Source organism: Pseudomonas frederiksbergensis (genome assembly GCF_003732665.1).
GTDB lineage: Bacteria > Pseudomonadota > Gammaproteobacteria > Pseudomonadales > Pseudomonadaceae > Aquipseudomonas > Aquipseudomonas frederiksbergensis_G.
Genome location: NZ_MOBP01000014.1, coordinates 230,985 through 254,975, shown reverse-complemented (window position 1 = coordinate 254,975; position 23,991 = coordinate 230,985). Strand labels below are relative to the sequence as shown.

Sequence of the window (23,991 nt, the reverse complement as noted above, 5' to 3'; positions counted from 1 at the left end):
CTGTCTGGCGCCTATGAAAAAGCCGCAACCTAGGTTGCGGCTTCTGTGTATCTGCCGGGTTTTAGTGAGCGAACAACGAATTGCCCTTCTGCCCCGCCAGTTTTTCCGGTTTGATCAGGAACCGCGCCAGCGCCGGCAACAGCCACAGCGCGCCGAACATGTTCCACAACAGCATGAAGGTCAGCATCAGGCCCATGTCGGCCTGGAACTTGATCGCCGAGAAGATCCAGGTGCACACGCCGATGGCCAGGCACAAACCGGTGAACAGCACGGCTTTACCGGTGGACTTCAGCGTCTGGTAATACGCTTCTTGCAACGGCAGACCGGCACGCAGGAAGCTTTCCAGGCGGCTGTAAATGTAGATGCCGTAGTCCACGCCAATCCCCACACCCAGCGCCACCACCGGCAGGGTCGCGACTTTCACGCCGATGCCCATGAACGCCATCAACGCGTTGCCCAGTACCGAAGTCAGCACCAGCGGCAGCACAATACACAGGGTCGCCGCCCAGGAACGGAAGGTGATCATGCACATGGTCGCGACGCAGATGTAGACCAGGATCAGGATCGTCAGCTCCGACTCCTTGATCACTTCGTTGGTCGCCGCTTCGATCCCGGCGTTACCGGCGGCGAGGATGAATTCCAGGCCGTCCTTGTTGTTTTCCTTGGCGAAGTCCTGCACCGCATGCACCGCACGGTCCAGCGTTGCGGCCTTGTGATCGTTGAGGAACACCAGCACCGGCGCCAGGGAACAGCTGTTGTTGTACAGGCCATCAGCCCGGGCGATGGAGTTGTTCAGCACGTCCGGGTTGCGCGACAGGGTTTCCCATTTCAGGTTGCCCTCGTTCATGCCCTTGATCATCTGCTTGGACACGGTCACCAACGAAATCGCCGACTGCACGCCCTCGGTGTTCTGCATCTTCCACATCAGCTCGTCGATGGGCGCCATGGCTTCGTAGCGCGAGCAACCTTCAGGCTTGGTCTTGACCATCACCACCAACACGTCGGAACTGGTGGAGTAGTTGCTGATGATGAAATTGTTGTCCTTGTTGTAGCGCGAGTCCGGACGCAATTCCGGCGCGCCCTGGTCGAGGTCGCCGATTTTCAGGTTCTGGCTGTACCAGAGGCCGCCGCCGAAAGCGATCAAGGCCATGAATATGGAAATCGGTGCGACTTTGGGGCTGGCGAAGTTCGACAGCAGGCGCCAGAACGGGTGTTCGCGGTGCGCGTCTTTCTTGCTGCGTTCCACTGCTCGTTTGCTGATGCCGACGTAGGAAATCGCCACCGGCAGCAGGATCAGGTTGGTGAACACGATCACCGCCACACCGATGGACGCACCGATGGCCAGTTCACGAATCACGCCGATGTCGATGATCAGCAGCGTGATGAAGCCCACCGCATCCGCGAGAATTGCGATCATCCCCGGCAGGAACAGTTGGCGGAAGGTGCGCCGCGCCGCCGTCAGGGCGTTGTCCGCCTCGCTGGACTGCAAGGCGATGCCGTTGATTTTCTGCACGCCGTGGGAAATACCGATGGCGAAGATCAGGAACGGCACCAGCATCGAATACGGATCGAGCCCGAAGCCGAAGAAATGCATCAACCCCAGTTGCCAGACCACCGCCACCAACGTCGTACTCAACACCGCCACGGTGCTGCGCATGCAGTTGGTGAACCAGTACAGCAGGATCAGGGTGATGACGAAGGCGATGCCGAAGAACATCACTACCATCACCAGACCATCGATCAGGTCGCCAACTTTCTTGGCGAAACCGACGATGTGAATCTGCACGTTGGGGTTCTGCTTTTCAAACTTGTCGCGGATTTTTTCTTCAAGTTCGTGGGAAAACTTGCGGTAGTCCAGGGCCAGCAACTTGCCCTGGTCCTGCGGGTCCGGGTAGGACTCCAGCAGCGGGATGTCGACAATGCTCGACTTGAAGTCGTTGGACACCAGACGCCCGACCTGGCCGGACTTGAGCACGTTGTTGCGCAGCAGGTCGAGGCTTTGCTGGGAGCCGTTATAACTCTGCGGAATCACCTCGCCGCCGGCGAAACCCTCCTCCGTCACCTCGGTCCAGCGCACGCTCGGGCTCCACAGCGACTTGAGGCCGGAACGGTCGACGCCGGAGATGTAGAACACTTCATCGTTGATCTGGCGCAGGGTCTCCATGTACTCCTTGGAGAAGATGTCACCGTCGGTGGCTTCCACCGAGATGCGCACAGTGTTGCCCAGGTTCGCCAGATCGTTGCGGTGCTCCATCATCTTCTGAATGAACGGATGTTCCAGCGGGATCATTTTTTCGAAACTGGTGGACGGCCGGATCAGCGTCGCTTGCCAGAACAGGAAGATACTCACCAGCAGGCAGATGACGATCACTGCCGGGCGGTTGTTGAAAATCAGGCGTTCGAGAAACGTCGCCTTGTCTTGGTGATGACTGGTCAATGATGTCATAGCTTCGCCCTTCTTATTATTTGCCCGGTTCACTTGCCAAGCTCAGCGCCGGTTGGCGAAGTGGCGCGAACGCCGCCCTGTCCTGCCAGAATCAGATTGCCGTTACCTGCTGCGGTGACCGCCGACACGGAAATCCGGTCCGGGCGGTTGAACACGGTGAAGTTTTCGCCGTTGTCGCTGCTGCTGATCACCGAGCCGCCGTTGCCGACGATCACGATGGAGCCGTCATCCAGCAGCGTGGCGCCGGACAGGCCAAACTCCAGGGTGCCGCGTGCAGCCTGGAGCGGAACTTGCTCCCAGGTGCTGCCGAAATCCGTGGAACGGTAGAGATTGCCGCGCAAGCCGTAGGCCAGCAGGGTGTTGGGCTGAGCCGTGCCGATCACGCCGAACAGCGAACCTTCGTACGGGCCTTCGAGCTTTTCCCAGGTCTGCCCCCAATCGGCGGAGCGGAACATGCTGCCCTGCTCGCCGACGATGAACAGGCCTGCATCCTTGACCGCCGCGATGGCGTTGAGGTGGAACTGGTCTTCGTTGTCCAGGCGGTCGCTGGCGTCTTCCCAGTGCTTGCCGCCGTCGGTGGTTTCCATCAACGCGCCATACGCGCCCACGGCAAAGCCGCTGTTGACGTCCTTGAACCAGACGTCGAGCAGCGGCGATTCGCGTTTGAGGTCTTCGAATTGTTTGGTCCAAGTGACGCCGCCGTCTTCGCTGGCGAGGATTTGCGCGTCATGGCCGACGGCCCAGCCGTGTTTGTCATCGACAAAAAACACGGCGGTGAGCAGTTGCCGGGTCGGCACCTTGGCCTGGGTCCAGGTCGAACCCTGGTCATCGGAATACAGAATGTGCCCACGATCCCCGACCGCCACCAGGCGTTTGCCGGCGTGGACCACATCGAGCATCAGGCTTTTGGCGGCTTTGGCTGATTCAACGGAATACACCGTATCGGCCGCCGGCGCGTCGGCGGCCAGCACCGGTGCCGATAACACGGCACAGCCCAACAGCGAGAGCGCTGTAGCCAGCAACGCGAATTTGCGCAGCGCCGGCGGGCGGCAGATACCCACACCCATGACAGGCTCACTCATAGACCTTCCCCCATTATTATTGTTAGGTCGTTCAACCTTTCAGGGCGCCGTAAGGGTGCTCTGGGTGATTGGCTGGTTGGAGCATAGTCCTGAAACCTGCAATCTAGAGCCCCTTCGGAAGCTGGCTTATCCTATCGGGCTTTGGAAAGGTCTGACAATCGACGCCACGTTATGTTTTGTTAACCTGGGGGGGTATGGGGTGTCGGTGAATGGTTGGGTATCAGGTGGGGTGATTTGGGTTTCTGGGTTTTGTGTGAATATCCGTTTCTTCGGTAACGGCGGAAATTGGTTTCGCTCTTACAGCGAGTCACTTTCGAAAAGCGCGAAAGTAACCAAAGCGCTTTTGCCCCTTTCGTTCGGTGCCTCGCTGAGGCTCGGCATGCCCTCGCTCCGGTCCTGCTCCGTGGGCCCGCCGCCATCGGCCATCCATGGCCGGGGGCGGCTAACCCGGCATCCATGCCGGGTTGCCCACTGCGCAGAACCTCCACTCGGCCTCTCGAGGGGGCGTGCATCGCACCGCGAGGCGGCCTACCGGCCGGCCTGCTTCACTTGCGCGTACACCCGACCGACCGCTTACTGATCAATGATCGTTCCCACGCTCCGCGTGGGAATGCATCCCGTGACGCTCCGCGTCACCACTGCGCAGGACTCAAGTTTCGCGTCGACAGCGGGACGCAGAGCGTCCCCGGCGGCATTCCCACGCAGAGCGTGGGAACGATCAGCGATCAGCCCCGCACACCGTCGTAAAACCAGGTCGGCCCGCAGGCCGCCTCGCTTTAGCTTGGCTTGTGATCTTGATCTACCCGCCCCTTCGGAAGGCTGAGTGGAGGTGTTCATCTGGGGGTCAGGCGCGAAGCGCCGTTCGACGAAGTCGAACACATCGAGAGGAGGTCGAAGCGAAGCCGACCGGAGGCGATGCCCCCAGATGAATACCGGAACGAAGGAACGCCGAGCCTTAGCGAGGGGCCGGACGCTCGGGGCGAGCCTTTTTTTGCTTACTTTTTTTTGGCGTTTGAAAAAAAAGTGAGTCGCCGTAAGGGCGAAACCCTAAGTGGCCGTTACCGCAGCAACGGATATGTACCCAATCAACAAATAACAGGTCGGCTATAAGGCCGCCTTCGCAGGCAAGCCAGCTCCCACAGTTTTGATGGGTGTACATCCGCAAGAGGCAGGTCGGCAGTGAGGCCGCCTTCGCGGGCAAGCCTCGCTCCTACAGGGGTTCGAGTGAACCCTGAAGGAGCGAGGTTAACGTCAGGCCAGGCTTTTGCTGACCACCTCAAACACATCACTGGACAGTTGACCCGAAGCCCGAATCCGCTCCAGCTCCCCTTTCATCAACGCCTGACGAGCATCGTCATATTTGCGCCAGCGAGTCAGCGGTGCCAGTTGGCGCGAGGCAATCTGCGGGTTAAACCCGTTCAACTCAATCACCAGATCCGCCAGGAACCGATACCCACTGCCATCCGCCGCATGGAAATTGATCAGGTTTTGCCCGGCAAACGCGCCAACCAGCGCCCGCACCTTGTTCGGGTTCTTCATGTTGAACGCCGGATGCTCCATCAACGCCTTCACCCGTGCCAGACCACCCGGCAAGGTGCTGCCCGCCTGAACGCTGAACCACTGATCCATGACCAGCGGATTGTCCTTGAAGTGCTCGGCGAAACTGGCCAGGGCGTTGGCCTTCTCGTCTTCGAACGACGAATTGACCAACACCGCCAACGCCGTCAGGCGCTCGGTCATGTTGTCGCTGGTTTCGAACTGCTCCAGTGTCGCCGCCAGCACCTCAGGCTTGCCACTGAGCATCAGGTACGACAGCGCGATGTTCTGCAAGGCGCGACGAGCGAAGTGCTCGGCCTCGGCCACGTACGGGGTTTTCTTCGACAGGTCGCGGTTGGCCTGATAACGCAGCCACAGCGCTTCGAACAAACCCTCCGCCAATTGCTTGCGGGCAAATTCCCGGGCGATGTGAATGGCGTCAACGTCAGCCACTTCAGTGATTTCAGTCAGGTACGCCTCTCCCGGCAGCGAGAGCATTTCCGCGACCATGGCCTGGTCCAGCGTCTCGTCGGAGAGCACGGTGCGCAATGCCGAAATCAGCCGCTGATCCAGCACCAGCGCTTCACCTTTCTGTTGCTGGGCAATCAGTTCTTGCAGCACTTGCACCGACAGTTGCTGACCGGCATCCCAGCGATTAAAGCCATCGCTGTCGTGCTGCATCAGGAACATCAGTTGATCGCGGCTGTACGGGAAGCTCAGCTTCACCGGTGCCGAGAAACCGCGCAGCAGCGATGGCAACGGTTGTTCAGCGATGTCGACGAAAGTGAAGGTCTGCTCGGCTTCAGTCACCGAGATGACCCGCGAAGTGCCTTGTGCCGACGCTTCGCCGGACAAACGCAGCGCAATCGCCGCGCCTTTGGAGTCCAGCAGGCCCAACTCCACCGGGATCACGAACGGCAGTTTTTCAACCTTGTCCGGGGTCGCCGGGCAGCTCTGGCGGAAGGTCAGGCTGTAGGTTTTTGCCGCTGCATCGTAAGACTCGCTCACTGCCAAACGCGGGGTGCCGGCCTGGCTGTACCAGCGCTTGAACTGGGTCAGGTCAACGCCATTGGCATCTTCCATCGCTTTGATGAAGTCGTCACAGGTCACGGCCTGGCCGTCGTGGCGGTCGAAATACAGGTCGCTGCCTTTGCGGAAGCCTTCGGCGCCGAGCAAGGTGTGGATCATGCCGACCACTTCCGAACCCTTTTCGTACACGGTCAGGGTGTAGAAGTTGGAAATCTCGATAAAGCTGTCCGGGCGCACGGCGTGGGCCATCGGGCCGGCGTCTTCGGCGAACTGGTGGGTGCGCAGGTATGCCACGTCCTGGATGCGCTTGACCGTGGCCGAGTTCATGTCGGCGGAAAAGCCGGAATCGCGGAATACGGTGAAGCCTTCCTTCAGCGACAACTGGAACCAGTCGCGGCAGGTCACGCGGTTGCCCGACCAGTTGTGGAAGTATTCGTGGGCGACGATCGCCTCGACCCGCTGGTGCGCGGCATCGGTGGCGGTTTCGGCCCGGGCCAGCACGGCGCTGGAGTTGAAGATGTTGAGGCCCTTGTTCTCCATGGCGCCCATGTTGAAGTCATTGACGGCGACGATCATGAAGATGTCCAGATCGTATTCACGACCGTAGACCTCTTCGTCCCAGCGCATCGACTTCTTGAGGCTGTTCATGGCGTGCTGGCACTTGTCGATGTTTTCCGGTTCGACGTAGATGCGCAGCGCCACGGAGCGCTCGGTCATGGTGGTGAAGGTGTCTTCGACGCACCACAGGTCACCGGCCACCAGCGCGAACAGGTACGCCGGTTTCATGAACGGGTCTTCCCAGGTCGCCCAGTGCCGGCCGTCTTCGCCAGGGCCGCTGGCAACCGGGTTGCCGTTGGACAGCAGCACCGGATAGCTGTGCTGCTCGGCGACCACGGTGGTGGTGAACTTGCTCATCACATCCGGGCGGTCGAGGTAATAGGTGATCTTGCGGAAGCCTTCGGCCTCGCACTGGGTGCAGAACATGCCGCTGGATTTGTACAAACCTTCCAGCGCGGTGTTGGTTTCCGGGTGGATGCGCACGCTGGTGTCGACCGTGAAGCGTTCGCTTTGCGGGTGCAACGTCAGGTGGTTTTCGGTCAGCAGATAGTCATCGGCGCTGAGTTCGCGGTCGGCCAGGTTCACGGTCAACAGCTCAAGCTGCTGGCCATCGAGGACCAGCGGCGGCAGGCCCGGGCCACGCTCGGGGTTGCGGCGCATCACCAGTTGCGCATGGACCAGGCTGTGGTCCTCGAACAACTCGAAGGTCAGGTGCGTCTCGTCGATCAGGTATTCAGGCGCCTGATAGTCCTTCAGGTAGATCATCTTCGGTTGTTCGGTGCGCATGCTGGAGTCCTTAACTATGCACGGCGAGCTGATAGGCCGTGTACTTACGAATATTGATCACGCCGGTATCGAAAATCAGGTATTGGCCCTTGATCCCCAGCAGCGTGCCTTCGGCAATCGGGTTCTTGTCCAGGTTGAAGCTGACGATTTTGGCCGGGTATTGCTCGATCGGATAGCGGATTTCGAGGACGTCTACGTCGGCAATAGTCTGGATTGCCTGTAGTCCAAATCGTTCCTGCAAACCTTGCAAACCTTCGGCGCAGCTTTCAAATAGCTGATCGCGGACTTCGGCCAGGTCCACCGACACCGCGTCGCCCTTGAGTAAAGCACGCCAATTGGTCTTGTCTGCCACCTGGCTGCGGAACAGGTCTTCGACGAAGCCCGACTGCTGGCGGGTCGAGACGCGCATGATCGGCAAGGCCTGACGGGCGCCCTGGTCGATCCAGCGGGTCGGCATCTGGTTGGCGCGGGTAATCCCGACTTTCACCCCCGACGAGTTGGACAGGTAGACGATGTGATCGGTCATGCAGAACGTCTGGCCCCACTCCGGCTCTCGGCAGGTGCCGGCGTCGAAATGGCAGCGCTCGGGGCTCATGATGCAGACATCGCACTGGGCCAGTTTGGTCATGCACGGGTAGCAGTAACCCTGGCTGAAACTGGTTTTGGTCTTGCGTCCGCAATGGGAGCAGAAAATCGCCCCCAGGTATTCCAGGCGCACTGTGCTGCCAATCAACGGATTGACCGGCACCTCGGTGTCGCCCAGACGGAAAGCGTACTGCACGTTCGGCCCGTCCAGGCGCGCCGACATTTTGTTGATTGCACCGCGGCCAATCTCGATCAATGGATGGCATCCGACTTGAACAGGATGTTCGGCACGCTGATCGACTTGGAACTGCATTCCTGCGGGCCCATGTAGCCGGTACGCTGTTCTTCGGGCAGGTTCTGGATTTCCCAGGCGATCATCGCTTGCAGGGACAGTTCGCGCTGTTCGGCGGTGAGTTTGCCACCGTCGGACCATTTGCCGATTTCTACCGCCAGTTTCAGGCTCTGGTAGATGTCGGGGGTGATGTTTTTGATCATTTCGTTAAAAGAGGACATCAGGGTCTCCGTGCTCTTTATTCAGTAACTGTTTTAGACGGCGAGTTTACGGCGGTTGTACAAACCACCCAACAAACCGGTGAAGCATCCGATGAGCAACCCGCCGACATGGGCAGCGTTGGCGATTTCGCCGAAACCGATCATCGAGATCAGCCCGGACATGCACAGCACCAGCCAGACCAGCATCATCACCAATACGCCCCGTGGCAGGCGATAGGCCGGGTTCGGCGACAGCAACTGGAAGATCCAGCAGTGCCCGAGCAAGCCATAAAGCACGCCGGACAACCCGCCAAACAGGGTCGCGCCGCTGAACCAATACTGGGCGTAGTTGGACACCAGGCTGAACAGCAACGTCAGGCCAATCAGGTTGATGCTGCCCTGACGCGCCTCGATGCGCCGCCCCAGTTCCCAGTACCACATGCCGTTCATGGCCAGGTGCAGGAAGCCGAAGTGGATCAGCATCGGCGTCACCAGACGCCACCACTGCCCCGCCGCCAGACCTTCGTCCAGGGGCGTGAATTCGATGTAGTCGCCGATCACGCGGAAATCGAGGAAGGTGAACCAGTGCATGGTGTTGAGGTTTTCGCCGAGCACCGTGATGGCGCCGACGATCAGGCACAGCAACAGAATGCCGGCGGTGGCCTTGCTGTAGCGCAATTGTTCGACGAAACCGGGACGGCGCGGGGTCTGTGCCACCGGGATGTCCAGTTGCTGGTCGGGATCACCCGCCGGAAAACGCTCGTACAGCGAACGCACGTCCTCGCTGATGTTGGCCGGCACCCACAGCACCTGCTCGCCCGCCTCTTCGCTGACGCGATGGGGCACCTGCATGCGTTGCAGCAATTTGACGAAACCACTCAAGTCCACCGCCAACGGCAGACGCAATACCGCAACCGCACTCATTGCAAGGCCTCCGGCCGTTCGACGTCGACCCAGACAAACTTATGCGGGTCGAGACGGGTTTCCTGATCCAGGCGATAGGCCACCAGTTTGCCGTACAGCACCGCGCTGTAATCCAGGCACGCCAGGTTCGGCCGGATTGGCGCCGGTTTGCCGCTGCGCCAGTAATGGCCGACGAACAGCAACGGTTCGTCGATACCGTAGCGCAGCAAGGTGTTTTTCTCGGTGGATGACAGCGGCGTGCGGGCCACCGGCTCGGGCAAGGCGTCGGGTTGGAACACAATGTCTCCGTAGGTCTGCGGGTCGTCTTCCCAGAATTTGGTGCGGAAGAACGAACGCGTCAGGCCATCGCCGCTGGTCATGGTCTGGCCATCCGGCAGGCGCATGTCGGTGCCGCGCAGCAGGCGGTCGAACACGGTGCAGGCAAAACTGCCGGGCACGGCCGAGGCCTGGAGGAAGTGCTCGTCGACGCAACCGTTCGGGAATAGCGCCCGCAACGGCTCGATCAGGCCCGCGTCCCAGCAGGCATGCACCACGCGGAAACGCCCGGCATCGACGAACAGCGGCAGTTCATAGAACCATTGCTGGAAGTCATGCCAGTCGCCCGGATGGTCTTCGAATTGGGTTAGGGTTTCCCCCAGCAGCCGGGCGTGGCGTGGCGTGTGTTCGCGCACGAACTGCTTGCCGCTGCCGGGCGGTGCCGGGGTGCTCCAGCCGAGGGCGTTGAATTCGTGGTTGCCCATGATGCACAGGGCCTGGCCGGCCTCGACCATGTCGTGGACGATGTGCAGCGCCTCGCGAATACGCGGGCCGCGGTCGATGATGTCACCGACGAACACCGCCATGCGCGACGGATGCCGCCAGACGCCAGCGTGTTTGTGGTAACCGAGCCGGTCGAGCAAGTGCTCAAGGGTCAGAGCGCAACCGTGCACGTCACCGATCAGGTCGTAGCTACGCGCGGGATCGAGCATCAGTCGCCTCCACCACCCAACCGACTGCCCCAGCCGAGTTTGGTCCGGCACACTTCGTAGTAGTTGTGGTCGAGGGGGTGAATCAGCCGCAACTTCTGGGCTTTTTTACTGATGGTGATGGTGTCGCCCGGCGCGCAGGTGAAATGGTTCTGCCCATCACAGGAGACTTGCGGGTAGATCTGCATATCCTTGGACACGACGATTTTCAGCTCACTGTTGCCATCGACCACAATTGGCCGGCCTGACAAGGTATGGGGGTACATCGGCACAATCACAATAGCGTCGAGCTTGGGATGCATGATCGGGCCACCCGCAGAGAGTGCATACGCGGTCGAACCGGTCGGCGTGGCGACGATCAGGCCGTCGGCCTTCTGGCTGCAGACGAACTGGCCGTCGATGTACAGCTCGAATTCGATCATCCGCGTCGATTTGCCGGGGTGCAGCACCACGTCGTTCAGCGCATCGCCCTGGCCGATGGCCTCGGCGTGGCGGCGGACTTCGGCTTGCAGCAGGAAGCGGTTTTCCACCAGGTAGTGGCCGTCGAGCACTTCGGCGACTTTGACTTCCAGCTCGTCGGGGCGGATATCGGTCAGGAAACCCAGGCTGCCCCGGTTGATCCCGAGCACCGGAATATTGTGCCGGGCAAGAGCCCGCGCAGCGCCGAGCAGGCTGCCGTCGCCGCCGACCACAATCACCATGTCACAGACTTCGCCGAGCATCTTGCGCGACGAGGTTTGCAGGCCATGCCCCGGCAGGACTTCGGCGATGGTGTCTTCGAGGATCACGTGCAGGTGACGATCGAGCAGAAACCGTTTCAGTCGGCGGACGGTATCCAGCACCTGCGAACTGCCCAGGCGACCGATGATGCCGATATTACGAAATTGCTCCATGGGGCTCCTGCGGGGCAGCGAAAAAACACGATTATGGGCGAAAGCGCGGGATAGACAAAATCCTTTAAGCCGCAACTTAAGAGGCTATGCTCGCAGAATGATCTTATTCCCGGATTTGCTCCAGTTGCCCCACCAGTTGCGCCACCCGGAAGTGCGCGACCTGGCGTGGGTCATCCTTGCGCCGCCGATGCTCGGGGAACCGCCGTGGCCGCAGCGTCATCCCTTGGCTGGCAGCGACTGGGTGCAGGCGCCCGAAGGCCTGGAGCGCTGGCTGCGGCAACTCGATCGCGACAGCTATGACTTGCTGCATTGGCTGGCGCAGTCGCGCACCCGGCGCCTGGGCCTGTATTACGAACGCCTGTGGCAATACGCGGTGAGGCATGCGCCGGGTATCGAGCTGATCGCCTCCAACCTGCCGATTCGTCGCGAAGGCCACACCCTCGGCGAGCTGGACATGCTGCTGCGCGATCGCGACGGCGTGCATCACCTGGAACTGGCGATCAAGCTCTACCTCGGCCCGCAAAACGGCGATGGGCACGACACGGCGACCTGGCTCGGGCCCGGCTGCCATGATCGGCTGGACCGCAAACTGGCGCACTTGAGCCAGCACCAACTGCCGATTTCCGCCCGCCCGGAGAGCCGCGAAGTACTGGCGGCGTTGGACATTCAGGAATTCAGTGCGCATTTGTGGCTGGGTGGTTATCTGCTCTATCCGTGGCCGGGGCAATCCGCATCGCCGAATGGCGCCCATCCCCAGCATTTGCGCGGTAGCTGGTTGCATCAGAAAGACTGGGCGGACTTTATCCTGCAACGGCCGTTCGGGCGTTGGCAGCCCCTGCCCCGCCATGCCTGGCTGGCGCCGGCGCATTATCCGGCGGAGCAGACCTGGCGCACGGAGCAGTTGGATGCGTGGATCAGTGATTTGGAGCCGTTGGCCCCGGCGCAGTTGATGGTGCGGCTGGTCGAGAATGCCAATGGCGAATGGGAAGAGGCTGAACGATTGTTTCTGGTGGCGGATCTTTGGCCGAATGTGCCGGGTAGTGGCTGAGATTTGTGTTGTCAGGTCTGGCCTCTTCGCGAGCAAGCCCGCTCCCACATTTGAAATGCATTCCCCTGTGGGAGCGGGCTTGCTCGCGAATGGGGCCAACCCGATTTAAAGAGACAACCGCAAAGCCAACGCCGCCAACGTCACCAGCAACACCGGCACCGTCAGCACAATCCCGACCTTGAAGTAATACCCCCAGCCAATCTTGATGTTCTTGCGCTCCAGCACGTGCAGCCACAACAACGTCGCCAGACTGCCAATCGGGGTGATTTTCGGCCCCAGGTCGCTGCCGATGACGTTGGCGTAGATCATCGCTTCCTTGATCACACCCGTGGCCTGGCTCGCATCGATCGACAGCAAACCGATCAGCACCGTCGGCAAATTGTTCATGATCGACGACAACAGCGCCGTCAGCACCCCGGTGCCCATGGCCGCGCCCCACACGCCGTAACCGGCAAAGCCGTTCAGCCAACCGGCCAGGTAGTCGGTGAGCCCGGCGTTGCGCAGGCCGTAGACCACCAGGTACATGCCCAGGGAGAAAATCACGATCTGCCACGGCGCTTCTTTCATCACCTTGCGCGTGGAAATTTTGTGCCCGCGAGCCGCGATACCCAGTAGTAACGCCGCGCACACCGCGGAAATCGCGCTGATCGGAATTCCCAGCGGTTCCAGGGCAAAACAGCCGACCAGCAAGATCACCAACACCACCCAACCGGCATAAAACGTGGCTTTGTCGTGGATTGCGGTGGCCGGGTCTTCCAGTTGTTCGGGGTCGTAGGCCTTGGGAATGTCCTTGCGGAAGAACCACATCAACATGCCCAACGTGGCGGCAACGCTGACAAAGTTGACGGGAATCATCACCGCCGCATAGCGGTTGAAGCTGATATGGAAGAAATCAGCCGAGACGATGTTCACCAGGTTCGACACCACCAGCGGCAGGCTCGCGGTGTCGGCGATGAACCCGGCGCCCATCACGAAGGCCAGGGTCGCGGCGGGTGAAAAACGCAGGGCCAGCAACATCGAAATCACAATTGGCGTGAGGATCAGCGCAGCGCCGTCATTGGCAAACAACGCCGACACCAACGCGCCGAGCAGCACCATAAAGGCAAACAACTTGCGTCCACTGCCCTTGCCCCAGCGCGCCACGTGCAGCGCCGCCCAGGCAAAAAACCCGGCCTCGTCCAGCAACAGGCTGATGATGATCAGCGCGACAAACGTGCCGGTGGCGTTCCAGATGATCTGCCACACCAGCGGGATATCGCTCAGGTGCACGACGCCGAAGATCAGCGCCAATACTGCGCCAAACACCGCGCTCCAGCCGACGCCGAGGCCTTTGGGTTGCCAGATCACCAGGGTAATGGTCAGCAGGAAAATCCATGAAGCGATGAGCATGCGAAAGCAGCCTTGAACAGACAATCGGGATGGGGGGACGTGCAACAGAGTAAATCGCCGGGGTGATAATTCCGTGAAGGGACACAAAAATCCAGCACACCTAAATCCCTGTAGGAGCGAAGCTTGCTCGCGAAAGCGTCGTCCCAGTCAACATCACTGCTGACTGACACACCGCTTTCGCGAGCAAGCTTCGCTCCTACAGGTCATTTGTCAGACTTTTTTGTGTTGTTCGACCCACTGCCCGTAAGCATTGATGAAACTCTGCAAGAACGGCTTCACGGATTCCGACAATTTGCCCGCCTCGTCAAACGCCGTCCCCGCCCCGCCCAGATACGCTTCCGGCTGCTGCATGCACGGCACGTTGAGAAACACCATGGACTGGCGCAGGTGATGATTGGCCCCAAAACCGCCAACCGCCCCCGGTGAAACGCTGATCACGCCCCCTGGTTTTCCGCTCCAGGCACTCTTGCCATAAGGCCGCGAACCGACGTCAATTGCGTTCTTCAGCGGCGCCGGCACCGAGCGGTTGTATTCCGGGGTGACAAACAGCACTGCGTCGGATGAGCTCACTTGTTGCCGGAAAGTGCTGTAGGCTGCCGGCGGTGAAGCGCCATCGATGTCTTCGTTGTAGAGCGGCAAGTCGCCAATTTCGACGATGTTCAATTTCAGATTGGCCGGCGCCAGATCCGCCAGGGCCAGCGCGACCTTGCGATTGATCGATTCTTTTCTCAAGCTGCCGACTATGACGGCGATCGTGTAGACGTTGCTCATGGAAGAATGCTCGACTATCGATGGGAAGAGCCTGTAGTTATAGATGACGATTCATTCAGCGGGCGAGCGAAAATCGCCGCCTCTGACTATTTTTTTCCTGTAGGAAAACTTACCTCGCCCAACCACGGTCTACTGAGCCGCAAATTGAGTGATTTATCTCCAGAGGTTCTAAGCAGATGGCAGCAGTACTCGTCGGTCAGTTCCATGCAAGAGACGCGGAAGGCCGCGTTTATTCCGTGCATGAGTTCCAGGAATCCAACCCGTCGGCAGACGGTGTCGAAGGCACGGAGCCTGTCACCACCTACAAACTGGCCATTGGCGATCGCATGAAGAAGCTCGACGACAATCGGTTCCAGTTGATCCAGTCGGATATCACCCTCACTCGCGAACCGGACACTTACATCGGTAGCCTGCCGGAAACCACCGTCGCCTCATAACCTTGTGTTATGAGCAGAAGTCATATGCGCGCACTTGAGTTAGGATTCAGCCACTGACTCCCTCACCTGCTGAACATGGACTTCACGCATGCGTTTACGTCATATCGAAGTGATCCAGGCACTGTTGCAGACCGGTCACCTGGGCACTGCGGCCGAATGGCTGCAATTGCCGGTGGCCGAGGTCGAAGGGATTTTGCGCGACGCCGAGGGTCAGTTGGGCTTCATGCTGTTTTCCAGCGTGCGCGGTCGCTTGCAGGCCACGCGCGAGGCGCGGGAGTTACAGGTCGAAATCGCCCACGTCTATGAAGCCCTTGAGCCGGTGCAGCGCCTGGCCAACAGCCTCAAGCAATACCTCGCGCCGCCCCTGCGCGTCATCGGCACCCCGCCGCTGGCCCAACAATTATTGCCCCACAGCATCGCGGCCCTGCGCCGACGTTTCCCCGATGCGCCGTGCACCCTCCTCAGCCAACCCACCCGCGAGATCGTCCGCAGCCTGTTGCTGCGCGAAAGCGATCTGGGCCTGAGCCTGCACGACCCCGATCACGCCGATATCGATTGCCAGGTGATTGCCCAGGGCAAACTGCAGTTGCTGGCGCCCCACGGCTGGCTGCAACCCAAGCAGAAATATGTGTCGGTGCAGGACCTGGCGGGCCAGGCGATGGTTGGCCTCGATGGGCACGACCCGCTGAGCCCGGCGCTGGAAATCAAGCTGCAAGCGCTGCGCCCGACCCTGGTGATCCAGACCCGGGTGCAGACTCATCAGATGATGCGCAGCATGGTCGAGGCCGGCGAAGGCCTGGCCATCGTCGACCCGTTCACCGCCCTCGGCGCCAAGTCCTCCGGACTGGATGCCTGCCCATTGGCCCCGGCGGTGCCGATCAGCCTCTACGCCCTGACCCTGAAGAACGCCGAGCCCTCGCCCGCCGTTCAGGCCTTGTTGGCGATCATCACGGAACAAGCCGTGGCGATGCTGGCGAACTGACCGGGCTTTCCAGCGGATTATCGAACAATCGATACCAGAACAACGCCACTTCAGCCGTGTTCGGGTCGATGCCGCGATAGCGCAGGTGATCGATCCCACCAATCACATAGCCACAGCGTTCATAGAGCCGGCAGGCGCCGAGGTTGTTGTTCTGGGTTTCGAGCATGATGCCCGGCAGTTTTTTCTTGCGGCTCCAGAACTGCGCCACATCCAGCAACGACTTGGCCACGCCATGCCGCCGGGCCGGGGCATGCACCGCCAGTTCGTCGATATGCGCGAAGCCGTTCCAGTTGGTGCTGATCACCAGATGACCCACCGGTTCGTCATCCAGGTACGCCATGAAAATCGCGCTGTCGGCGGCATCGCGGAAACTGCTGAATTCTTCCGGATCGATGCCGTAGCACTTTCGATACGGGGTGATCGGCGTCACCGGCCACTGCGCCACCGGCTTGCCAATTTGCGCGGCACCGTAGGCGGCGACTTCAAAACTGAAATCGCTGCCCCAGATGTAGGCCGCAAAACCATCGTCGGCAACCCGCACCGACAGCCCTGGGTATTTCGGATTCATGACCGGTTGCATGCTGGGAAAGGTCCTCATTCCTTGATGCAATCGACGGTGTAGTGCCGCCCATTGCCCTCGTCTTCGTGTTGCAATCCGTGCACATCGGCGACAAATCCCGGGAAGCTGCTGTCGAAGGTACGGGCGAATGCCAGGTAATCATTGATCGAACGGGTCGACTCGGTGAAGCGTTCACCGGGCATGATCAACGGAATTCCTGGCGGGTACGGCACCAGCATCACGGCGGCGATTCGCCCATCCAGGGCATCGATCGACACCGCCTCCACCTCACCGCGCACCAGATAATCATAGGCGTCGGCGGGTTTCATGGCGATTTCCGGCAGCACGGTGTACATGCGCTTGAGGTGCTTGGCCGTGGCGTTGCTGCGGTAGCAGGCGTGCAGTTGGTCGCACAGATCCCGCAGGCCCATGCCCTGATAACGCGCAGGGTTCTCCTGGGCGACACACGGCAGGCAGGCATTCAGGCTGACGTTGGCGTCGTAGCTGCGCTTGAACTCCAGCAATTCGGTGAGCAGCGTGCTCCACTTGCCCTTGGTGATGCCCATGGAGAACAGCACCAGGAACGAATACAGCCCGGTCTTCTCGACCACCAACCCTCGCTCCCAGAGGAATTTGCTGACCACTGCCGCTGGAATCCCGCGTTCGCTGAGCGCGCCACCGGCGGTCAAGCCCGGCATCACCAGCGTGACCTTGATCGGGTCGAGCAGCACGTAGTCATTGGTCACGCCGCCAAAGCCGTGCCAATCGGCATCCGGTTGCAGCAGCCAGTCTTCGGTAATGACCTGAGTGATGCCTTCCACCGACGGCGGTTGCCAGATGGAGAACCACCAGTCATCCGCCGCGATGTGCTGGCGCAGATTGGCCAGGGCCCGGCGAAAACTCAGGGCTTCGTCGAACATCTCTTGCAACAGCGAACGTCCCGCCGGGCCTTCCATCATGGCCGACGCCACGTCCAGCGAGGCGATGATGCTGTATTGCGGCGAGGTGGAGATGTGCATCATGAACGCTTCGTTGAAGCGGTCGCGATCCAGTTGTCGCGCCCCGCCGTCCTGCACATGGATCATCGAAGCCTGGCTGAACGCCGCCAGCAGTTTGTGCGTGGAATGCGTGGTGAACACCAGCGGGCTGTCGTCGCTGCGGGAGGTGCCCATGCCATAACGCCCGGCGAAGAACTCGTGAAACGCCGCGTAGGCGTACCAGGCCTCGTCGAAGTGCAAGACCTCGACGCTGTTGCCGAGCTGCTGCTTGATCAGCTCGGCGTTGTAGCAAAGGCCGTCATAAGTCGAGTTGGTCACCACCGCCAACTTGACCTTCGGCGCTCGGCCCTTGGTCAACGGGCTGGCGTCGATCTTGGCCTGGATCGATTCGCGGCTGAATTCGCTCAGCGGGATCGGGCCGATGATCCCGAGTTCATTGCGCTCCGGGCACAGGTAGAGCGGGATGGCGCCGGTCATGATGATCGAATGCAGCACCGACTTGTGGCAGTTGCGATCCACCAGCACCAGGTCATCCCGGGCAACCATCGAATGCCAGACGATCTTGTTCGCCGTGGAGGTGCCATTGATCACGAAAAAGGTGTGATCGGCGCCGAAATTGCGCGCCGCCCGGGCCTCGGCTTCGGCCAGGGGGCCGGTGTGGTCGAGCAGCGAGCCAAGCTCGGGGACCGACACCGACAAATCCGAACGCAGGGTGTTTTCCCCGAAGAACTGGTGGAACGCCTGCCCCACCGGACTCTTGTGATAGGCCACGCCACCGCCATGGCCGGGGGTGTGCCAGGAATAGTTGGAATCGGCGGTGTGTTGCACCAGCGCCTTGAAAAACGGCGGTAGCAGACCATCCAGATACTTGCGCGCCGCCCGTGCAACCTGGCGGGCGAGGAACGGCACGGTGTCTTCGAACAGATAGAGAATGCCGCGTAACTGATTGAGCTCGGCCATGGCGTCGGCCGGAGCGTTTTCCAGGGTCACCTGCTCGCCCAGGGCGAAAATCGGCAAGTCCGGTGCGCGCACTCGGGCCAAACCGATCAATTCAGCCATATTGTGTAACAAATGAGCGTTGGTGTTGGCGTCTTCAGCGGCGATCAACATGCACGAGAGGCCGTGATGGGTCGAGGCGACCAGGCGCCCTTCGGAGTAATCCACCGCACTGAGAATGCTGAAACCTTCCTGCTCCAGCTCCCGGGCGATGCCACGCACGCGGTCGCCGGCAACCGTGTCTGCCTTGATGTCGCGGTGAACGATCAAGACCGGGAATTTCAAATCTTTATACATGGGGCTCAGTGTCCTGAGGCGGCAGACCGTGGCCTGCCAATTACCTCAGGGTAGAGGGTTGCGGCGGATGTGGCGAGTGCGGATACCCTGAAGCGGGTCAGTGGGCGCACCATCATGTGGCCAGCAATCTCAGCCTGAATGATGAGTTGTGGCTTGGTGATGACCTGTGGCGAGGGAGCTTGCTCCCGCTGGGGCGCGAAGCGGCCCCCTGCATTGTTCCAGATATACCGCACTCGCAAGGTTTACGACTGCTGCGCAGCCGAGCGGGAGCAAGCTCCCTCGCCACAAAGGTCTCGCAAGCCTCAGGCTTGTGCTTTTGCTTCGACCAACTGCTGCCACAACGACGGCGCCCCGGCGGATTTGGCCACCGCCTCCAGGCGTGCGATGTGTTGTGCCAGGTCATCTTCACTGGCGCGGATGATCCGGGTCGGCTTGCGATCGGCCGGCAAGCGACGGATTTCGGTGGCGGAGTTGTCCGCGCCCTCGCCCGAACCGTTGCCGTCAGACGCATTGCCCGCCAGGGACAGGCTGGTCTGGCCGCCGGTCATGGTCAGGTAAACGTCGGCAAGGATCTCGGAGTCGAGCAAGGCGCCGTGGAGTTCACGGCCGGAGTTATCGACGCCATAACGTTTGCACAAGGCGTCGAGGCTGTTGCGCTGCCCCGGGTGGCGTTCCCGGGCCATCATCAGGGTGTCGAGGATCGAGCAGTGCTGCGTGATGTCAGCGCGATCGTGCTGGCCCATCAGCGCAAATTCGTTGTTGATGAAGCCAACGTCGAACGCCGCGTTATGGATGATCAGTTGCGCACCCTTGATGAACTCGAAGAACTCATCAGCTACTTCGGCGAAACGCGGCTTGCCCACCAGGAATTCGTTGGTGATGCCGTGGACACCAATGGCGCCCTCATCACTCTCGCGGTCCGGTTGCAGGTAAACGTGAAAATGCCGGCCCGTGAGGCGCCGACCAATCAACTCGACACAACCGATTTCGATAATCCGGTGGCCGTCGGTCACCGGCATGCCGGTGGTTTCGGTATCGAGTACAACGGATCTGGTGGCCATCAGTGCTCAGCTCTCAACGGGTCAATCGTGCAAAAGCGGCGATCTTAACATGCTCGCCGCGTCCGACTGTAGGAACAAAGCTTGCTCGCGAAACAGGCGACGCGGTCCGTAGGAGCAAAGCTTGCTCGCGAAACAGACGACGCGGTCTTTCAGGCCCACCGCATCATCGTTCTTCGCGAGCAAGCCCGCTCCCACAGGGGAATGCATTTCAAATGTGGGAGCGGGCTTGCTCGCGAAGGCAGCGCCGCCGATCAATCCTGCTTGTACCCGCGCACTTCATCGACGCCACGGTTAGCCAACTGGTCAGCCCGTTCGTTGCCATGGTGACCAATGTGCCCGCGCACCCATTTCCAGGTGACGTTGTGGCGGTTGACCTGCTCATCCAGCAGTTTCCACAGGTCTGCATTTTTGACCGGCTCTTTCGCCGCGGTTTTCCAGCCGCGTTTTTTCCAGTTGGCCATCCACTCGTTGATGCCCTTCATCACGTACTGGGAGTCGGTCACCAGCAACACATCGCAGGAGCGCTTGAGTTCTTCCAGGCCTTTGATCGCGCCCATCAGTTCCATGCGGTTGTTGGTGGTGTTGGCTTCGCCACCCCACAGCTCCTTCTCGACGCCCTTGCACACCAGCAGTGCGCCCCAGCCGCCGGGGCCGGGGTTGCCTTTGCAGGCGCCATCAGTGAACAGTTCTACGCTATCGCTCATGCCAATCTATCCAGAAAAATGCGGTGGCTCGCCGATACAGGATCGACGATGCCCGAGGCCGGGGGTGATCCGGCCGGGAAAATAAAGAGTGTTTACGGCTCGATATGGCGACGATTGACCTTGGCCATCGGCAACGGAATCAGCTTGCCCATGGGCTCGCGCCGGGCCTGACGCACGGGTCGCAGCCCGACTGCAATCTTGCGCGCCACTAATAAATAGAAGCCGCCGCCCGACAGTTGCCAGTCACCGGCCTTGCGCTCCCAGCCTGCCAGACGGGCCTGCCATTTGGGCGACGCAAGCGGCGGACGATAGCACCCGAAGCGGCGTTTCTCCAGCGCGAAGCCCAGCAGGTTCAGCCAGTCGCCGACCCGGGACGGCGAAATGCAGCGGGCCTTGCGCATGGCGTCATGGGCGAACACATGGCGCAGGCCCCAGGTGCTCCAGGGATTGATGCCGATGATCAGCAAATGGCCGCCGGGCCGCACGCTGCTCGCCGCTTCGCGCAGCAAACCGTGGGGCGACAGGCAGAAATCCAGACCATGCTGCAACACCACCACGTCAGCGGCGTGCTCGCTCAAGGGCCAGGCCTGTTCTTCGCAGACGATCTCGACCCCAGGCAGCGGCGCGCCGAGTCGCACGTTGCGTTGCACTTGCGGCGCCGACGGCGGGGTTTCAGCCGACGGCCCATAATGCACCAGATAGCCGCCAAAGAACCGGCCCAACTCGTCTTCGAGCATGCGCCGTTCTTCGTCCAGCAGAAATTGCCCGATGGGGCCGGCCAGCCATTCACGGGCAGCGCTGATCAATGTCAGCCACTCAGGATCGGCCTGAGCGAACGCTTTATCGGTCATTGCATTCTCCAAAGCGCCAGGAAGTTCTAAGATGCGCCATTGTTTTCCGCTTGGCGAATCCGACGATGATACAGATCAGTGCCCTGCCCGCCTTCACCGACAACTACATCTGGTTGTTACAGGACCACCGCACCCAACGTTGCGCCGTGGTCGATCCGGGCGACGCCGCGCCGGTCCAGGCCTGGCTGGCGGCCCATCCGGGCTGGGTGCTCAGCGATATTCTGATCACTCACCATCATCATGACCATGTCGGCGGCGTCGAGCAGCTGAAAAACGCCACGGACGCCAAAGTCTACGGCCCGGCCAGCGAAAACATTCCGGCCCGGGACGTGGCGCTCAAGGACAACGACCGCATCAACGTGCTGGGCTGGGAGTTCGAGGTGTACGCCGTGCCCGGGCACACACTGGGGCATATCGCTTTCTATCACCATGGCCTGCTGTTCTGCGGCGACACCCTGTTCGCCGCCGGTTGCGGCCGGTTGTTCGAAGGCACGCCGGAGCAAATGCACACCTCGCTGACGCGCCTGGCCTCGTTGCCCGAGGATACGTTGGTCTATTGCACCCACGAGTACACCCTGAGCAACCTGAAATTCGCCATTGCGGTGGAACCGAACAACCCGGACACCGCCGAACGTCTGGAAAAAGTCACCGCGCAACGCGCAGCCGCAATCATGACGCTGCCCTCTACCTTGGCGCTTGAAAAGCTCACCAACCCTTTTTTGCGTGTCCATGAAACATCCGTTAAAGAAAAAGTGGACGAACGGAATGGAACCCGAAACCTGGGTCCGAGTGCGGTTTTTGCTGCCTTGCGGGCTTGGAAAGATAAGTTCTAAGCAGGCTACCTATTGGTACAAAAATTCTGAATGGTTGACCGCAGGGGGTACGCTTTCTAGAATCGCCCGACATTTTTGCCCGGAACTCACTTCCAGCCAATGTCGTCACCTATTCGTAAAGCCATCAATTCAGACGCATTGACCCGCTTGGCTCAAGCCATCGCGGTGGCTGTGTCCGCCACATTGGCGGGCTGTTCCAGCCATGTGCCGCAAACCGAAGCGACACACACTCCGAATATCGCCGCGCGAGCCAAGCAAAAACCCATCTGGCTCAGCGAAAAACCGACACCGCAAGTACCGCAAGACGTCTGGGAGCGCATGCGCCAGGGCTTCCAGTTGCAGGATGGCCTGGGCGTCAACCCGCGTATCGAGCAGCAACGACTGTGGTTCGCCAGCAACCCGTCCTTCCTCGAAAACGCCGGCGAACGCGGCAGCCTGTACATCCACTACATCATCGAACGCCTTGAAGAACGCAACATGCCGCTGGAACTGGCGCTGCTGCCAGTGATTGAAAGCGCCTACAACCCGATGGCCTATTCCCGGGCCGACGCTGTGGGTCTCTGGCAATTCATCCCTTCCACCGGGCGTTACTACAACCTGCGCCAGACCCGTTTCTACGATGGCCGTCGCGATATCACCGCCTCGACCACCGCGGCCATGGACTACCTGACCCGCCTGCACGACATGTTCAACGGTGACTGGTTGCTGGCCCTCGCGGCTTATAACGCTGGCGAAGGCACGGTCAGTCGCGCCATCGAGCGTAACGAGAAGCTCGGCCTGCCGACCGACTATTGGAACCTGCCGCTGCCGGCCGAAACCCAGGCCTACGTGCCGAAGTTGCTGGCCCTGTCGCAGGTGGTGCTGGCGCCGGAAGCCTACGGCGTGAACCTCAACCCGATCGCCAACGAACCGTACTTCCAGGTCGTCGAAATCAACCAGCGCATGGACCTGTCCAAGGTTGCCGCGGTGGCCAACATCGACGAAGACGAACTGTTCCAGCTCAACCCGGCCTTCAAGCAGCGCACCACCATCGACGGCCCCCAGCATTTGCTGGTGCCGACGTCCAAGGCGCAACTGCTGACCGCCAGCCTGTCGACCATGCGCCCAGAGGAGCTGATCAGTACGCGTCAGCTCAAGCCTGTGTTCGAAGGCGCCGACGACAACGAAATCGCCAGACTCAAGCGCGCCTACCGGGTGAAACGTGGCGACAACCTCGCCGCCATCGCCAAGGCCAACAAGGTCGACGTCAAGGATCTGCAGCGCTGGAACAAGATGACCGGCAAGAACCTCAAGGTCGGCCAGACCCTGGTCATGCAGGACAAAACACCTGCCAAGCGCAGTGGCGGACGCGTCAACACCGTCGTGGCGTCGAACAGCAAGTCCAGCGGCAAGGCAACCAGCAAAACGCAGCAAACTCAGTACAAGGTCCAGCAAGGCGACTCGCTGTACATGGTGGCCAAGCGTTTCAACGTTGAAATGCAACACCTCAAGCGCTGGAACCCACGGGTTGGCCAAGCGCTGAAGCCTGGGCAGATGCTGACAGTGTCTTCGCCACGCTAAAAAAGAGCCCCTGAAATTCAGGGGCTTTTTTTTGCCCGAAATTTGAGGTCTGAACCAGATCCCCTGTGGGAGCGGGCTTGCTCGCGAAACCGGTGTGTCAGGCAACATCAAAGGTGAATGTTGCGCCGTCTTCGCGAGCAAGCCCGCTCCCACAAGGGGGCTTTGTCGGGCGGAAATCTTGTATACGATCCGGTCAACTGTGGGAGCGG

20 protein-coding genes are annotated in these 23,991 nt (G+C 60.6%); 5 read left to right on the top strand and 15 right to left on the bottom strand.

What is annotated here, in order from left to right; translation table 11 throughout:
• Positions 1-61: 61 nt before the first annotated feature.
• The 8 genes from BK665_RS23030 to BK665_RS22995 all read right to left on the bottom strand — a co-directional run bounded on the left by BK665_RS23030 (position 62) and on the right by BK665_RS22995 (position 11,296).
• Complete coding sequence (locus tag BK665_RS23030; protein WP_123408906.1) at positions 62-2,446, bottom strand: efflux RND transporter permease subunit; 2,385 nt, start codon at positions 2,444-2,446, stop codon at positions 62-64.
• A gap of 29 nt (positions 2,447-2,475) precedes the next feature.
• Positions 2,476-3,528: a WD40/YVTN/BNR-like repeat-containing protein gene (locus BK665_RS23025; RefSeq protein ID WP_123408905.1), complete on the bottom strand. Its 1,053-nt coding sequence runs from the start codon at positions 3,526-3,528 to the stop codon at positions 2,476-2,478.
• A gap of 1,251 nt (positions 3,529-4,779) precedes the next feature.
• Positions 4,780-7,437, bottom strand: a complete 2,658-nt coding sequence (gene pepN, locus BK665_RS23020; RefSeq protein WP_123408904.1) for an aminopeptidase N — start codon at positions 7,435-7,437, stop codon at positions 4,780-4,782.
• Positions 7,438-7,447: 10 nt separating this feature from the next.
• Positions 7,448-8,278: a DUF2797 domain-containing protein gene (locus BK665_RS23015; RefSeq protein WP_123408903.1), complete on the bottom strand. Its 831-nt coding sequence runs from the start codon at positions 8,276-8,278 to the stop codon at positions 7,448-7,450.
• A complete protein-coding gene (locus tag BK665_RS23010; protein ID WP_054047564.1) occupies positions 8,275-8,535 on the bottom strand; it encodes a YeaC family protein in 261 nt (86 codons plus the stop codon). The genes BK665_RS23015 and BK665_RS23010 overlap by 4 nt, the downstream gene beginning before the upstream one ends.
• A 33-nt stretch (positions 8,536-8,568) precedes the next feature.
• Complete coding sequence (locus tag BK665_RS23005) at positions 8,569-9,438, bottom strand: rhomboid family intramembrane serine protease (protein ID WP_123408902.1); 870 nt, start codon at positions 9,436-9,438, stop codon at positions 8,569-8,571.
• Entirely contained in the window at positions 9,435-10,409 is a 975-nt protein-coding gene (locus BK665_RS23000; protein WP_375538948.1) for a metallophosphoesterase, read from the bottom strand. Before BK665_RS23000 ends, BK665_RS23005 begins: the two co-directional genes overlap by 4 nt.
• The gene (locus BK665_RS22995) at positions 10,406-11,296 is read right to left on the bottom strand and encodes an NAD(+) kinase (protein WP_010459816.1); all 891 of its coding nucleotides are present in this window, start codon (positions 11,294-11,296) and stop codon (positions 10,406-10,408) included. Before BK665_RS22995 ends, BK665_RS23000 begins: the two co-directional genes overlap by 4 nt.
• Positions 11,297-11,393: 97 nt before the next feature.
• On the opposite strand from BK665_RS22995, the gene BK665_RS22990 reads away from it, so the two are divergent.
• Complete coding sequence (locus BK665_RS22990) at positions 11,394-12,344, top strand: DUF1853 family protein (protein ID WP_123408900.1); 951 nt, start codon at positions 11,394-11,396, stop codon at positions 12,342-12,344.
• 105 nt (positions 12,345-12,449) lie between these two features.
• On the opposite strand, the gene BK665_RS22985 is transcribed toward BK665_RS22990, so the two are convergent.
• Positions 12,450-13,733 carry an arsenic transporter gene (locus BK665_RS22985; RefSeq protein WP_123408899.1) on the bottom strand — a complete coding sequence of 428 codons (1,284 nt, stop codon included), beginning with the start codon at positions 13,731-13,733 and terminating at the stop codon, positions 12,450-12,452.
• A 210-nt stretch (positions 13,734-13,943) separates the two neighbouring features.
• Entirely contained in the window at positions 13,944-14,504 is a 561-nt protein-coding gene (locus BK665_RS22980) for an NADPH-dependent FMN reductase (protein ID WP_123408898.1), read from the bottom strand.
• A gap of 176 nt (positions 14,505-14,680) precedes the next feature.
• Here BK665_RS22980 and BK665_RS22975 point away from each other — a divergent pair, with 176 nt between their 5' ends.
• Together BK665_RS22975 and BK665_RS22970 are read left to right on the top strand one after the other, a co-directional pair.
• Positions 14,681-14,941 (top strand): hypothetical protein, encoded by a 261-nt coding sequence (locus BK665_RS22975; RefSeq protein WP_123408897.1) that lies wholly within the window; start codon positions 14,681-14,683, stop codon positions 14,939-14,941.
• A gap of 88 nt (positions 14,942-15,029) precedes the next feature.
• Positions 15,030-15,923 (top strand): LysR substrate-binding domain-containing protein, encoded by an 894-nt coding sequence (locus BK665_RS22970; RefSeq protein ID WP_123408896.1) that lies wholly within the window; start codon positions 15,030-15,032, stop codon positions 15,921-15,923.
• On the opposite strand, the gene BK665_RS22965 is transcribed toward BK665_RS22970, so the two are convergent.
• From BK665_RS22965 to BK665_RS22940, 5 genes are all read right to left on the bottom strand, one after another.
• Positions 15,889-16,503, bottom strand: coding sequence for a GNAT family N-acetyltransferase (locus BK665_RS22965; protein WP_123408895.1), 615 nt, complete (start codon positions 16,501-16,503; stop codon positions 15,889-15,891). The genes BK665_RS22970 and BK665_RS22965 overlap by 35 nt on opposite strands.
• A gap of 14 nt (positions 16,504-16,517) precedes the next feature.
• Entirely contained in the window at positions 16,518-18,773 is a 2,256-nt protein-coding gene (locus BK665_RS22960; protein WP_123408894.1) for a lysine-specific pyridoxal 5'-phosphate-dependent carboxylase LdcA, read from the bottom strand.
• A 302-nt stretch (positions 18,774-19,075) separates the two neighbouring features.
• A complete protein-coding gene (gene dnaQ / locus BK665_RS22955) occupies positions 19,076-19,834 on the bottom strand; it encodes a DNA polymerase III subunit epsilon (protein WP_123408893.1) in 759 nt (252 codons plus the stop codon).
• 251 nt (positions 19,835-20,085) lie between these two features.
• On the bottom strand, positions 20,086-20,538 hold the full coding sequence (gene rnhA, locus BK665_RS22945; RefSeq protein ID WP_123408891.1) for a ribonuclease HI: 453 nt from the start codon (positions 20,536-20,538) through the stop codon (positions 20,086-20,088).
• 92 nt (positions 20,539-20,630) lie between these two features.
• The gene (locus tag BK665_RS22940; protein WP_123408890.1) at positions 20,631-21,389 is read right to left on the bottom strand and encodes a methyltransferase domain-containing protein; all 759 of its coding nucleotides are present in this window, start codon (positions 21,387-21,389) and stop codon (positions 20,631-20,633) included.
• 65 nt (positions 21,390-21,454) lie between these two features.
• On the opposite strand from BK665_RS22940, the gene gloB reads away from it, so the two are divergent.
• Entirely contained in the window at positions 21,455-22,222 is a 768-nt protein-coding gene (gloB, locus tag BK665_RS22935; RefSeq protein WP_123409010.1) for a hydroxyacylglutathione hydrolase, read from the top strand.
• A gap of 99 nt (positions 22,223-22,321) precedes the next feature.
• Positions 22,322-23,782, top strand: coding sequence for a transglycosylase SLT domain-containing protein (locus BK665_RS22930; RefSeq protein ID WP_123408889.1), 1,461 nt, complete (start codon positions 22,322-22,324; stop codon positions 23,780-23,782).
• The last annotated feature ends 209 nt before the right edge of the window (positions 23,783-23,991 follow it).

Excerpts from the sequence above, each read along its gene's own strand:
- BK665_RS23030 (WP_123408906.1), bottom strand. The coding sequence starts at position 2,446 with ATGACATCATTGACCAGTCATCACCAAGACAAGGCGACGTTTCTCGAA.
- BK665_RS23025 (WP_123408905.1), bottom strand. The coding sequence starts at position 3,528 with ATGAGTGAGCCTGTCATGGGTGTGGGTATCTGCCGCCCGCCGGCGCTG.
- pepN (WP_123408904.1), bottom strand. The coding sequence starts at position 7,437 with ATGCGCACCGAACAACCGAAGATGATCTACCTGAAGGACTATCAGGCG.
- BK665_RS23010 (WP_054047564.1), bottom strand. The coding sequence starts at position 8,535 with ATGTCCTCTTTTAACGAAATGATCAAAAACATCACCCCCGACATCTAC.
- BK665_RS23005 (WP_123408902.1), bottom strand. The coding sequence starts at position 9,438 with ATGAGTGCGGTTGCGGTATTGCGTCTGCCGTTGGCGGTGGACTTGAGT.
- BK665_RS22995 (WP_010459816.1), bottom strand. The coding sequence starts at position 11,296 with ATGGAGCAATTTCGTAATATCGGCATCATCGGTCGCCTGGGCAGTTCG.
- BK665_RS22990 (WP_123408900.1), top strand. The coding sequence starts at position 11,394 with ATGATCTTATTCCCGGATTTGCTCCAGTTGCCCCACCAGTTGCGCCAC.
- BK665_RS22985 (WP_123408899.1), bottom strand. The coding sequence starts at position 13,733 with ATGCTCATCGCTTCATGGATTTTCCTGCTGACCATTACCCTGGTGATC.
- BK665_RS22980 (WP_123408898.1), bottom strand. The coding sequence starts at position 14,504 with ATGAGCAACGTCTACACGATCGCCGTCATAGTCGGCAGCTTGAGAAAA.
- BK665_RS22975 (WP_123408897.1), top strand. The coding sequence starts at position 14,681 with ATGGCAGCAGTACTCGTCGGTCAGTTCCATGCAAGAGACGCGGAAGGC.
- BK665_RS22970 (WP_123408896.1), top strand. The coding sequence starts at position 15,030 with ATGCGTTTACGTCATATCGAAGTGATCCAGGCACTGTTGCAGACCGGT.
- BK665_RS22965 (WP_123408895.1), bottom strand. The coding sequence starts at position 16,503 with ATGCAACCGGTCATGAATCCGAAATACCCAGGGCTGTCGGTGCGGGTT.
- BK665_RS22960 (WP_123408894.1), bottom strand. The coding sequence starts at position 18,773 with ATGTATAAAGATTTGAAATTCCCGGTCTTGATCGTTCACCGCGACATC.
- dnaQ (WP_123408893.1), bottom strand. The coding sequence starts at position 19,834 with ATGGCCACCAGATCCGTTGTACTCGATACCGAAACCACCGGCATGCCG.
- rnhA (WP_123408891.1), bottom strand. The coding sequence starts at position 20,538 with ATGAGCGATAGCGTAGAACTGTTCACTGATGGCGCCTGCAAAGGCAAC.
- BK665_RS22940 (WP_123408890.1), bottom strand. The coding sequence starts at position 21,389 with ATGACCGATAAAGCGTTCGCTCAGGCCGATCCTGAGTGGCTGACATTG.
- gloB (WP_123409010.1), top strand. The coding sequence starts at position 21,455 with ATGATACAGATCAGTGCCCTGCCCGCCTTCACCGACAACTACATCTGG.
- BK665_RS22930 (WP_123408889.1), top strand. The coding sequence starts at position 22,322 with ATGTCGTCACCTATTCGTAAAGCCATCAATTCAGACGCATTGACCCGC.